Source organism: Paenibacillus sp. CR_12 (assembly GCF_041953985.1).
Taxonomy (GTDB): Bacteria; Bacillota; Bacilli; order Paenibacillales; family Paenibacillaceae; genus Paenibacillus_AQ; species Paenibacillus_AQ lautus_A.
Map to the genome: position 1 here is coordinate 570,674 of NZ_JAVFHO010000001.1, position 12,712 is coordinate 583,385.

Genomic DNA, 12,712 nt, shown 5'->3' on the forward strand with positions numbered 1-12,712 from the left:
CTTCACCAGAAGAGTCATCCTCAACGGGTGGCTTTTCTTTTATATGTATATGTAAAACTTAAGTGAATCCTATTTTTTTAATATTATCCATATAGATGTTCCTATGATAGCATAATCGTATATCTGGCAAGGAAAGGAACGATGGATATGAGTACCGCATTTTGGTTAACGAATGCTCGTTTAGAGAGCGGCTATGAAGTTCAAGAAGGCGTTATTACGAGAACAAAAACGGAGATTTGCCACGTATTCATAGAGGACGGGAACATTGCGAAGATCGTGTCATCCGACAAGACCATCACGGATTCATGGCCGCAACACGACGTGAAGGGTGTATTGCTTCTGCCGTCCTTTACCGAAAAGCACTGCCATTTGGATAAAACGCTGCTCGGTGACCGGTGGCGATCCGTAACGCCGGTCTCCAGCATTTTCGAGCGTTTGGATATCGAGAAAGCAACGCTTCCGGCCCTGGATACCCGGACGCAGGACCGTGCGGAACGCCTGCTTCAGATGTACCTGGAGTCCGGGGTGACGCATGTACGAACGCATGTCGATATTTATCCGGAAGCGGGTTTGGCTAACTTTGAAGCGGTTCAACAAGCATTACGCGCATTTGAAGGAAAGTTATCCTACGAGATCGTAGCTTTTCCTCAGCATGGTTTGCTGCGCTCGAAGTCAAAGGAATGGGTGAGACAAGCACTTCGCGGCGGAGCAGGCTTGGTAGGCGGGGTGGACCCGGCGACGGTGGATGGTGATATCGAAGCTTCCCTGCAGGAAATGGTAGAGCTTGCCGTGGAGGCGAATGCGGGAATTGACCTGCATTTGCACGATGCCCATCATCTGGGAACCTTCACCATGAAGCGGTTGGCACAGCTGACCATCGAGGCGGGCCTGCAGGGCAAAGTGGCGATTAGCCATGCATTCGGACTCGGCGATATCCCGACGTCGCAAGCCATCGAAATGGGGGAAATGCTGGCTGATGCAGGGGTTGCCATTATTTCGAGCGTGCCGATCGGTCGCAACATGCCGCCGGTCGGTTTGCTGCATGAGTGCGGCGTAGAGGTAGCCGTCGGATGCGATAACATTTTTGACGTGTGGTCGCCTTTCGGAAACGGGGACGTGCTGGAACGCGCGGGCCGGCTGGCTGAGGTGTCCCGATGGGTGGATGAACGCTCTTTGGCACGTACGCTTCAATATATCACTCGCGGCATGACGCCGCTTGGTCCGGATGGCGAGCAGATATGGCCGCAGGTCGGGGACGCCGCCAGCATCGTGTTTGTCGAAGCTTCTTGTTCCGCCGAAGCCATTGCCAGAAGATCGAAGCGCGTGGCGACGATGTTTAAGGGCAGCATCGTCTCCGGTTCGCTTTAGGCGACGCATGTCGATCAGGATCAAGCTGCTGCTGTCCTTTACCGGCATGCTGGTCATCAGCTTGTTGGTGTTCGTCTTGACTGCCAGTTTGTTTACCGTCGCGGCTACCGGGGACATTCGCGGGGTTCGGGATTTTTATAAAGTTCACTACCAGGTTAACCCGCTGACCGAGCAAGAGGAGTCTATCTTCCTTGAATTAAAATATCTTGCCAAGAACGAACCGGACGGTCTGCTGGATCAAGAGCTGCTGAAGGAATATGATTTTAAGCTGAGAACCGTGCGGGCAGGCCTGTACGTGCGTAAGGAAAGCCTTCAGGTTTACGAGTCCAATACGTTAAACCAGCCTGAGCTGGAAGCGAATCTCCCTCCATTCGACCTGAACAACAATCAAATCCGCAATACGCTGAGCATCGGGGAACGCTTTTATGCTTATGCCAAATTCGACTTCCGGTTCTCGGACGAGACGAAGGGAAGCGTATACGTGATCCGAGAGCGAAGTCCTTTCGGCGAGGTAACGCGCAAGCTGTTGCCCATCCTTGTATTGAGTCTCGTCGGCATCATCGTGGTTGCGAACGTGATGTTATATCGCTGGATTACGCGCAGCGTGGTCAAACCGCTTGACTTGCTCCGAAATTCGGCCGAACACATCAAGGAGGGGAATCTTCAGTTTTCCCTGGATATGCATTCGAAGGACGAAATCGGCCAGCTGAACGAAACGTTTGAGAATATGCGAAAGCGGCTGCACGAATCGATTCAGCTCCGGCTCCGGGACGAAGAGAACCGAAAAGAGCTGATCTCCAATATCTCACACGATCTGCGCACACCGATAACGAATATAAAGGGTTATGTCGAGGGCATTCGAGACGGCGTCGCGGATACGCCCGAGAAGATGGATAAATACGTGAATATCATCTACACCAAAACCATCGATCTGGATAAACTCGTGGATGAGCTGTTTCTGTATTCCAAGCTGGATTTGAAGCAGGTGCCCTTTATGTTCGAGCATGTCGATATCATCGGTTTCATTGACGACTGCATCGATGAGCAGCGCTATGTTCTGGAGGAGAAGGACATTCGGCTGGAGTGGAAGGAACGCCCCGGTGATCCTGTCGAAGTCATTGCCGACCTTGAGAAATTAAAGCGAACCGTGCTCAACATCATTGGAAATGCCCAGAATTTCATGGACAAGGGGCAAAAAAACATCGGCATCTCGATCCGGCTGTCTCCGGAATGGGTAACGGTTGAAATCCGGGATAACGGTACAGGCATCGCACCGGAAGCGATCCCTTATATATTCGAAAGGTTTTATCGGGCCGAGCCATCCCGCAACTCTTCAACAGGCGGCAGCGGTCTGGGTCTTGCGATTGCGTGCCAGATCATTGAAGGACACGGGGGCCAAATCTGGGCTGAAAGCGAGCTTGGCGTCGGAACAAGCCTGTACTTTACCCTGAAACGAGCGAACAGGAAGGAGACGCGGTAACCCATGGCCACACGCATTCTCATCATCGAAGACGAAACGACCATCGCCCAGTTGGAGCGGGATTATTTTGAGCTGAACGGTTTTGCCGTCGATTTATGCCATACGGGTGACGAGGGCTTGAAGCTTGCGCTTAACGAGGACTACAGCCTCATCATTGTGGACCTTCAGCTTCCCAGCATGAATGGCTACGAGTTGTGCAGCCATATCAGGAAAAACAAGGAGGTCCCGATTCTGATCGTATCCGCCAAGAATGAGGAGATCGATAAAATCCGTGCATTTAATCTCGGTGCCGACGATTACATTACCAAGCCTTTTAGCCCGAGCGAATTAGTCGCAAGAGCCAAAGCCCATTTGATGAGATATGTAAGGCTTCTGGGCAAGCAAAGTCCGAGTCCAAGCTCGGAAATTCATATCCGGGGCCTGGTCATCGACAAAACGGCGCGAAGGGTGTTCGTACGCAATCAGGAAGTCGCGTTTACGACCCGGGAATTTAATTTGCTTGAATTTCTGGCGAGCCATCCGAACCGGGTGTTCAACAAACATGAATTGTTCGAACGGATTTGGGGCATGGATTCCAGCGGGGATATCGCTACCGTCACCGTTCACGTCCGAAAGCTGCGCGAAAAGATGGAGCTGGATCCATCCAATCCGCAGTACATTGAAACGGTATGGGGAGCGGGCTATCGTTTTTCGGTCTGAATGAGTTTAGAAATTGTTAATAAATATTTTCGAAACGTTTAATCCCGGATTTCTTGGGAGTTTAGGACTCTCATCTATCATGGAGATATGACGATTATCGTTCATATTCATCGAAGATAGGGAGGACTTACTTATGAAGAAGTATTCGAATAAACTGGCGGCCATGATGCTGGCCGCCGCACTGGGAACGGCGACGCTTCCGTTTCATGTTCTGCAGGCCGAAGCTGCACAAGCGCCGCTCGCTGCCCAAGATATAGAGCAAGCCGTTCAAGGGCTGTCCCAGCTGCGCGTGATGCAGGGTTACCAAGACGGCACGATGGGGATAACAAGTCCGATCACACGGGCAGAACTGGCGAAAATGCTGGTGCTTGCGTTTGGTCTTGAAGGCAAAGGGCAGACAGAGCCAAGCTTCACGGATGTGAAATCTAACGCGTGGTATGAGCGGTACGCAACTGAGCTGGTAGCACTAGATATTATGCAGGCACCGGACGGACGTTTTGATCCAAGGGGAAGCGTTACCCATGCTGAACTGGTACAGATGGTGTCTAAGGCTCTGAAACGAGATGCGAAGTCCGTGGATTACTGGGCGCAACGTTTTTATTCCGAGGAGGGCCATGCCACTCGAGGTCAGGCTGCCTATTTGATCAGCATTGCACATGACGCAATACCGTCGGAAAAAGCAAAAATCACGAGCGTCCGCGCACTGAATGCCATCACCTTGATCGTCACCTTTGATGCTCCATTGACATCGGACGATGAGGCGTTTGCCAAAGCCAAAGAAGATTTTAAATTTAACGACGGTCTTGCCCTGACGAATATGCCGCGTCTGAAGACGGGTTCTATTTCCACCTATATCGTTCCAACTTCCGTTCAAAAACCGGGGACATCGTATACGCTGACCTATAAAGGGAAAACAGCAGGTACATTTACAGGAAACAGCACGAAGCTGGACATGACCGAGGCCAGACAGGTCACCCAGGATACATTTGAATTGGAGGCGCTCAAGGAGAATGGCGTCGTCGACTACGGTTATGTTATTTCCGCTTATAGCGGAGGCCGCGGAGCCAATGCCTTCGTATTGGATGAGAATAACAGCGCCGATGGCAAGGTCTATCAGATCATATCTTCTGGTCAAGCCAGGGAAGTTACGATTACGCCTGCAGGCGGACAACCCATCGTGGCCAAATACGTACCCTTCACCCAATCCACCGACGGCAAGCAAGAGCCGAAATTCCGATTGCCGGAAGGCCAGACGTTGACGCCGGGCGTTACCTACACCGTTTCTTCGGACTGGGCACAGATCGACAACCTGTCATTCGTTGCAGGATCGGTTGCTCCGCTGGACATCATCGAAGCCGAGGCAGTCAGCGACAGTTCCATTGCCATCACGTTGTCCGAGGATCCGGGGGATGAGCTGTTCTCCGGCCGGAGCGTGGAATTGACCGACGCTGACGGCAATCAACACATTGCGACCTATAAATATTCAAGCCGAAAAGGAGCCGTAGGCATATTCGATTTGACGCAGGAAAGTAAATTGAAGCCGGGATCGACGTATACCCTCAAACCGGTAGGCGAGTGGGCAGGAGAAACCGATGCGGCCCTGACCGTCAATTAATCCATTACAGCATGGACATGTCTGTCCATATACAAGAGGGCGAGCGTAAAGCTCGTCCTCTTGAACTTGTTTATAAGTGACTATCTAAGTGGTTCTATCATTTGTAAAATTAAGGGTAAGAACTTATACTGGTTTCAAAATCTGCTATATTCGAGGTGTACATATGGTCGAAGAGCTTGCCAATTATTTAAGCGAACGTGATATTGAAGTTTTGGATTTGGATGGCTTAACGCTCCCTGTCCCAAAGGAAGGGGAGCACAAGATTCTCATCGCTCCCGGCTACAATCTGGTGGAAATGATGGAGGAGATCTGCGAAGAAGAAACCCTTTCTGAATACGTGAACAAGGAGCTGGAGCAGGTTCAGCGGTTAAGCATGAAAGATGTGTTGGGAAAAATCGTGGCTTCGCGATTATCCTATACGGATATTGCGCTGGAACCGGAAGAATTAGAAGGCAAGAGCTTTGAGGAATTATATCGTTCTTATTCATTATTATGGGAAGGCAGCGAAATGCTCAACGAAGAGTTTGGCGAATCGGATGCCGAGCCCTTTGACTGGAATACGTCATGGGTGCAGGGAAAGGTGGAAGAGGACGAGCAGGTGATCCTGCTGACGCTGCCGGCCGAAGCCGGATATGAAGCACCGCTGTGGGTTCCGATGGGAGGTTATAACGAATGTCCGCTGCCCGAGCATCAGTCGGTGATTTTTAAGCATTTTCAGCAGAAGTATCAGATTAAAATCGTGGCCGTTTCGGAAGATACTTGGATTCTTCAGGCCGGAAAACGACCCCATACGTTTGAAGAAGCATTACGGCTCGCCAAGGAGCATTTTATTTTCTGCCAATATATCATGGACGGGTTTCCGACGCTTGGACATTATGCGGACTATTTAATGAAGCACGATATCTGGTATTTTTGGTGGGATTAAACGTCAGCTGCCGCGTGAAAACGCGGCTTTTTTTTATGTGGACAATGGTCAAAATATCCAAAGGCATGGTTATTTTCCGTTATTGTCATAAAGCATCATGAACCTTAACAATCGGATATTTACCCAGCTTGCCGATTCCCCTAATATGGAGTTACTTTCCGTCATTTAGCCGCATGCAGGCCTGGTATGGAAAAATGTACCCTGCCATACGCAGAAGTACCTACCCTTGCGCCGCAAATATCCATTATGATCAAATTTATAGCTGGCGGGAGAACTTGAGTCGTTATTTTTTGAAAACGCTATCACATAAGGGGGGATATCTATTCTTAAGCAATCGAAGGTTTTTCGCAGCTTTCTCATCTCCTATATTGCCATTCTGCTCATTCCCACCATCGGAGGATACATATCCTACTTAACCTCCATCTCCGTAACGCAATCCATTTCGATAGAGAACAGCATCGTTCAGCTCGAGAAAAGCCAGGAGCTGCTGGAACACAGGATGGCGGAAGTGGAAGGGATGACGCGGCAGCTGGCGATCAATCAAGACCTTAACGTGCTTCTCAACGATCATCTTGCCCAAAGGGATGTTTACGGCATATGGAGAACGATGCGCAATGTGCTGACTTTCGGTCAAACCAACGATTTTCTTCAGCATTACTACATCTATTTGGCGAACTACGACTTGATCGTAACGTCGGGCTCTTCTTATCGGCCGGAGCATTATTATGAGTTTTTTCATTATGACGATCTCAGTTTTGAGGAATGGAAACAACAGATCCTGGAGAAAGCCCATCGCAGTGAAATCAAACCGCTCTCTTCCTTTTCGGAAAGGGACAACGAAACCTCGGTCATCACGTACATGCAATCGCTCCCGCTGGACAGCTTTAACGATTCCTCCCCGGCCAATGTTGTGGTCGTGATCGATGCACGGACGATTGCCGGATTATTCTCGGGGTTAACCGACAACTACGGCGGCTGGGTGCACATCCACGACGGGAACGGGAATACGCTTGCTCTTCAAGGAAACATGGAATCCGATGTAAGCCAAATCATGAACGATCCGGCATTCGATCAGAACAAAACCAGCCAGTTCTACAAGAATGACCTTGTGATCACCACGCGCTCCGATAAGAGCGGTTGGGTCTATCAGGCCGGCATCCCCCGCAGCGCCCTAATGGAGAATGCCGATCAAATTAAACAAGCGTCCTGGTTCATTACCGGAGGCGCCATGATCGTCGGGCTGCTGTTCGGGTTGTATTTGGCTCATCGGAACAGCGTGCCGATCCATCGAATGATTAGCATCATGAAAGAGCAGTTCGGCAGGGATGAGGTGACGGAGCGCAATGAATTCGACTTTTTGAGCGGGAATATTTCCAATATGATCAGCAAAAACAAACAGCTGGAAAACGAGCTGACGCGTCAGCTGCCGTTTGTCCGGGATGCTTTCCTGAGACGGCTGATTGCCGGCGAGTTTGAATCGAGGGACGAAATTGCTTCCGCTGCCCAGCAGGCTGATATTGCCTTGCATAACGGAAAAGGCTATGTCGGCATCCTGCAGATCAAAGGATATGCCGGCATGGACAGCGTGGAGATCCTTAACGAGCTTAACGCCGCCCGGCTTCTCATGAAGCAGGCCTTTTCCGAAATCGCCGGGACGCTGCCCATGACGGATCTGGGCTCGGACAAAATGGTGGTTTTGTTCTTTGCCGACCAAGAACGAGAGCCTGGACCGGATGAAGAGCTTCGAATTACGGGGTTGATCGAAACGCTGACGAAGCAGGTGCTGCATGAATATAAAATGTTCCTCCAAGCCGGTTTCGGCGATCCGTTCGATTCGGTCTCAGAGGCGGGGCAGTCATTTGACCAGGCCAAGCAGGCTCTTGAATATGCCGTCTACATGAATCAAAAAGAGACGGTGTGGTACCGCGAAGCCCGAATCGTCAATACAACGTATTACTACCCGCTGGACACCGAGCAGCGCTTGATCAGCACGATACGGGCAGGAGAGCTGGAAGAAGCCGAGAAGATCGTCAATCTGATCATGGATCAAAATCTCCATCAGCGGGAGTTATCCGTCGAGATGAAGCACCAGCTGGTAGGTGAAATCAAAGGAACGTTCCTTAAGTTAATGGATCAGAAAATTTTTGCGGAGTCGGAATGGTTTGAAAGCATAAAAAGGCGCATCATCGATATCGGCTTTACCGAGCCGCTGGAGTCGATCCATAACGAAATCCGCGCGATCATGGGAGAGCTGTGCCGATATATTTCCAATAAAAAGAAGGACTCCCATGCCAAACTGATCAGGCAGATTTATGAATATACCGAAGCGACGTACGCACATCCGGATCTCACCTTATACCGCGTGGCTGAGCACGTGGAGCGGCCGGAGAAATACATCTCCCAATTGTTCAAGGAAGTAACCGGAGTCAATTATTCCGATCATCTGATCAAGGTGCGGATGGATCGGGCGGCCATTCTGCTTGCCGAGACGAACCTCACGGTCGATGAAATAGCGGCTCAGGTGGGCTATAACAGCTCCCATTCGTTTCGCAGGGCATTCAAGCGGCTCATCGGCATTTCCCCGAGCGCTTACCGTCAGTCTCATGAGGTCGTGTAAAGGGTTGATCCTCGCAAGCCGCATTGTCGTTTTGGACGATGCGGCTGTTTGGGCTAAAGAAAACGCGAATACCCGGGATTTGGCCCCTGACGAGACAGGATGGCCTATGGAAAAACGGTTATTTGTACGCCAAACGACCGAAGTGTACCTGTTCAAAGGCCGGATTTCTCGCCTATGATCGACACATAAAGAAAACGCTATCAAATCAATGCCGACACAGCATCTGTCATTTCATTAGGGGGGATTATTCTGGAGAAGCCATTGGTAATCGAGTCGGAGCCTGTTATCCATACCAACACCAGCACCGGCTATTGGCATGTTGCACGAAAGAGTTTGAGGAAGCATTGGCAGCTGTACCTGCTCGTGATTCCGCCGCTGCTGTTTTTCCTGATATTTAAGTACTATCCGATGCTGAATGCCGTTCTTGCCTTCAAGGACTACAACGTCATCAAGGGAATATGGGGCAGTCCCTGGGTAGGCTTCAAGCACTTCGAGCTGTTCTTCGAGAATCCGTTATTCTGGACGCTCGTCAAAAACACGATCATTCTCAGCGGTTATCTCATCTTAGCCGGGTTTCCGATTCCGATCGTGCTGGCGTTAATGATTAACGAGATCCGGGGCGGCAGATTCAAAAAGTTCGTCCAACTGGTATCCTTTGCGCCGTATTTTATTTCAACGGTGGTCATGGTGTCGATCATCATGCTGTTTCTGGCCCCGCGGCTGGGCTTTGCCAACGTGGCTCTGAATTTTTTCGGTCTGGAGTCCGTGAACTTTCTCGGCGATCCCGGGATGTTTCGTTCCATCTACGTATGGTCCGATATTTGGCAGACGGCAGGTTACAGCGCGGTGATCTATTTGGCGGCATTGGCCGGCATTGATCCGACCCTGTATGAAGCGGCGAAGGTGGACGGCGCCTCGCGCTTCCAAAAGATCCGCCATGTGGATCTGCCGGGCATTGTGCCGACCATCGTCATCATTTTGATTCTGAATGTCGGCAACGTGATGGCGCTTGGATTCGAGAAGGTCTATCTGCTGCAAAATCCGCTGAATCAGGTGAACTCCGAAATCATTGCAACCTATGTGTATCGGATTGGGCTGCTGAATGCCAACTACAGCTTTGCAACCGCAGTCGGACTCTTCAATTCCGTGATCAACCTCATTCTGCTGCTGACCGTGAACGGATTGGCTAAACGAATGACCCATAACAGCATTTGGTAAGGAGGAGCTATCGCATGGCAGTTCAACAAGCAGGCACAAGAAAAATCAAGGAGTCCGCAGGCGACCGCATCTTCCTGACGACGGTATACATCGTTCTCTTTCTGGTCGTTATTGCGGTATTGTTTCCGTTGATTTATATCATCAGTAGCTCCATCAGCAGCCCGGCAGCAGTTACTTCGGGTCGGGTATGGTTGTGGCCGGTCGATATTTCGTTCGAAGGCTTTCGGGTCCTTTTTAAAACGCCCGAGATTATGACCGGATACGCCAATTCCATTTTCTACACGACGGCTGGCACGATCATCAGTGTCGTGTTGACCATCATGATTGCCTACCCGCTGTCGCGCAGATCGTTTTTCGGACGCAACGCGTTGATGATGATCATTACGTTTACGATGATATTCAGCGGGGGGCTGATACCGACCTACATGGTCGTGCGGGAGCTTCATCTGATCGACACACGCTGGGCGCTGCTCATTCCCAATGCCATTTGGGTGTGGCAGGTGATTATCGCCCGATCTTTCTTTCAGTCTTCCATTCCGGACGAATTGCAGGAGGCCAGCGAGATGGACGGCTGCAGCGACATCCGTTTTATCTGGAGCATCGTCCTCCCGTTGTCGAAGCCGATTATGGCCGTGCTCGTGCTTATGTATGCGGTCGGCCAATGGAATGCGTACTTCGATGCGTTGATTTACTTGAAAAGCGCCGACTTGTTTCCGCTTCAGCTGATTCTTCGAAGCATCATCATTCAGAATAACAGTTCGGGAACGATGGATGCTTTAGCCATGGTTGAGAGGCAGCAGCTTGCCGAACTCCTGAAATATGCGCTGATCGTGGTTGCCACCTTGCCTGTGCTGGTCATTTATCCGTTTGTGCAGCGCTATTTTGTGCAGGGGATGCTCGTAGGTTCCGTGAAAGGCTGATCGCTATTTGAGGGGAACGGCCGAATCAGGCCAAGGGAACTTGAGCTTGCTTATGTTGGAAGGGAGGTGAGGCTCCGTATCGTGTAAAGCTAGTCGTTTGCGTGTTGACTCTAATGAAAAAGGGAGCGATTCCATTTGAAAAAAGGCCTATTCAGCATGCTCATGCTGTTATTGGTGAGCAGCATCGTGATGGCAGGTTGCTCAGGCAAAAATACAGAAAGCCCGAGCAGCCCGCAGGGCGGAAGCGCGTCCGGCAGTTCGGACAGCTCGAAACCCGTGGAAATCAGCGTTTTTGCCGTACAGGAATCAGGCATCGATATTCCGGTGAACAAATTCACCAAGCATATCGAGGAACAGTTTAACATTAAATTCAATTGGCAGATCAATCCCTCGGACGGCGCCAAGGAGAAACGCCAAATTTCTCTGGCCAGCGGCGATTATCCGGATGCATATCTGCTGACGCACTATATCGATGAATTCTCCCAAGCGGATGTGCTCAAATACGGTCAGCAGGGAGTGCTCGTTCCCCTGAACGATCTGATTGAACAGCATGGGCCGAACATTAAAGCGGCCATGGAAGCTACGCCGGAAATGAAGGCGCTTGTTACGGCCCCGGATGGGAATATCTACGGACTAGGCGCATACACGGAATGCTTCCACTGCTCCTATCCCAACAAAATGTGGATCAATACCGAATGGCTGAAGAAGCTGAATCTCAAGGAACCGAAAACGACCGAGGAATTCAGAAGCATGCTGCAGGCATTCAAAACGCAGGATCCGAACGGCAACGGGAAGGCGGATGAAGTGCCCCTCAGCGGTTCAACGGAGGATTTCGGCGTTCGAATTATCCCTTATCTGATGAACAGCTTCGTTTACGACGACGACCGCAACTACTTGACGATGAATGGCGGCAAGGTCGAGTCCGCGGCGATCACGCCGGAATGGAAGGAAGGGCTCACCTATATCAAATCGTTGTATGACGAGGGATTGATCGATCCGGGCGCATTCACCCAAAATGCGGAGGCATTCAAGAAAATCGGCGAGAATGCGGACGCTGAAATTCTCGGCGCCGGTGCCGGCATGCACCCGGCCATCTTCGTGAACATCGATCCGGGCAACACCCGTTCGGCGCATTACAATCCGCTTCCGCCGCTAAGCGGACCGAACGGAATTTCATACGCAACCCATGATGCGGGCGGCGTATCACCGGGCGCAAAATTCGTGATCACGAACAAAGCCAGTGAAGAAGCCCGGGTAGCATTGATCAAGATGGTGGACTACATGTTTACGCCGGAAGGCCAAACCAATGCCGCAACCGGCATGAAAGGGATCGATTGGACAGACCCCGAGCCCGGCGATCAAGCGCTCGGCGAGGGCGTGACGCCGATGGTCAAGACCATTCCGACGAAGGAAGGCGAAACGCCGCATAATGCGGGTTGGAGCGGAATGGGCCATTTCTATATGCCGAAGGAGTATCGCGATACGTGGGTGCAGGGAACCGATATTTATGCATCCGACGGCTATGAGCGCAGATTGTATAATGCTTCGCTGCTGTATCAAGGACATGAGCCGAAGGAGATCTTTCCGATCTGGTCGATCTGGATCGATCCGAGCGTCATCGATGAAGCCAGCATGCTTCAGACCAACCTTAAAAACTATATTGAGCAAAACCAGCTGCAATTCATTACGGGCAACAAGGATCTGAACAAGGATTGGGACGCTTACGTCAAAGGATTGAAGGATCTGAAACTGGATCGTTATCTCGAAATTTTGCAGACGGCTTACGATCAATCCGCCAAATAATCGAAGGATTGCTAAGCAACTGCGGCTGTCATGAAGTCATTCCAACATCCATATGCGGGTGCCGGTC

9 protein-coding genes are annotated in these 12,712 nt (G+C 50.8%); all 9 read left to right on the forward strand.

The genetic code is table 11. The features are described 5' to 3' along the window. Positions 1–147: 147 nt before the first annotated feature. The 9 genes from RB297_RS02620 to RB297_RS02660 all read left to right on the forward strand — a co-directional run bounded on the left by RB297_RS02620 (position 148) and on the right by RB297_RS02660 (position 12,645). A complete protein-coding gene (locus RB297_RS02620) occupies positions 148–1,368 on the forward strand; it encodes an amidohydrolase (RefSeq protein WP_375119641.1) in 1,221 nt (406 codons plus the stop codon). Positions 1,369–1,375: 7 nt separating this feature from the next. Next, positions 1,376–2,848 carry a sensor histidine kinase gene (locus tag RB297_RS02625; protein WP_375119642.1) on the forward strand — a complete coding sequence of 491 codons (1,473 nt, stop codon included), beginning with the start codon at positions 1,376–1,378 and terminating at the stop codon, positions 2,846–2,848. A 3-nt stretch (positions 2,849–2,851) separates the two neighbouring features. Beyond that, a complete protein-coding gene (locus RB297_RS02630; RefSeq protein ID WP_375119643.1) occupies positions 2,852–3,547 on the forward strand; it encodes a response regulator transcription factor in 696 nt (231 codons plus the stop codon). Between the two features lie 133 nt (positions 3,548–3,680). Then, complete coding sequence (locus RB297_RS02635; protein ID WP_375119644.1) at positions 3,681–5,162, forward strand: S-layer homology domain-containing protein; 1,482 nt, start codon at positions 3,681–3,683, stop codon at positions 5,160–5,162. A 163-nt stretch (positions 5,163–5,325) separates the two neighbouring features. Then, positions 5,326–6,087 (forward strand): DUF4253 domain-containing protein, encoded by a 762-nt coding sequence (locus tag RB297_RS02640; RefSeq protein WP_375119645.1) that lies wholly within the window; start codon positions 5,326–5,328, stop codon positions 6,085–6,087. Positions 6,088–6,586: 499 nt separating this feature from the next. Further along, on the forward strand, positions 6,587–8,704 hold the full coding sequence (locus tag RB297_RS02645) for a helix-turn-helix domain-containing protein (RefSeq protein ID WP_375119646.1): 2,118 nt from the start codon (positions 6,587–6,589) through the stop codon (positions 8,702–8,704). A gap of 261 nt (positions 8,705–8,965) precedes the next feature. Then, the gene (locus RB297_RS02650; protein ID WP_374705854.1) at positions 8,966–9,922 is read left to right on the forward strand and encodes an ABC transporter permease; all 957 of its coding nucleotides are present in this window, start codon (positions 8,966–8,968) and stop codon (positions 9,920–9,922) included. A 14-nt stretch (positions 9,923–9,936) separates the two neighbouring features. Continuing rightward, positions 9,937–10,842, forward strand: coding sequence for a carbohydrate ABC transporter permease (locus tag RB297_RS02655; protein WP_375119647.1), 906 nt, complete (start codon positions 9,937–9,939; stop codon positions 10,840–10,842). A gap of 135 nt (positions 10,843–10,977) precedes the next feature. After that, positions 10,978–12,645, forward strand: coding sequence for an extracellular solute-binding protein (locus RB297_RS02660; protein WP_375119648.1), 1,668 nt, complete (start codon positions 10,978–10,980; stop codon positions 12,643–12,645). The last annotated feature ends 67 nt before the right edge of the window (positions 12,646–12,712 follow it).

What these genes read in the sequence shown, in the direction of transcription:
- RB297_RS02620 (WP_375119641.1), top strand. Translation starts at nt 148, where the DNA reads ATGAGTACCGCATTTTGGTTAACGAATGCTCGTTTAGAGAGCGGCTAT.
- RB297_RS02655 (WP_375119647.1), top strand. Translation starts at nt 9,937, where the DNA reads ATGGCAGTTCAACAAGCAGGCACAAGAAAAATCAAGGAGTCCGCAGGC.
- RB297_RS02640 (WP_375119645.1), top strand. Translation starts at nt 5,326, where the DNA reads ATGGTCGAAGAGCTTGCCAATTATTTAAGCGAACGTGATATTGAAGTT.
- RB297_RS02625 (WP_375119642.1), top strand. Translation starts at nt 1,376, where the DNA reads ATGTCGATCAGGATCAAGCTGCTGCTGTCCTTTACCGGCATGCTGGTC.
- RB297_RS02635 (WP_375119644.1), top strand. Translation starts at nt 3,681, where the DNA reads ATGAAGAAGTATTCGAATAAACTGGCGGCCATGATGCTGGCCGCCGCA.
- RB297_RS02645 (WP_375119646.1), top strand. Translation starts at nt 6,587, where the DNA reads ATGGCGGAAGTGGAAGGGATGACGCGGCAGCTGGCGATCAATCAAGAC.
- RB297_RS02630 (WP_375119643.1), top strand. Translation starts at nt 2,852, where the DNA reads ATGGCCACACGCATTCTCATCATCGAAGACGAAACGACCATCGCCCAG.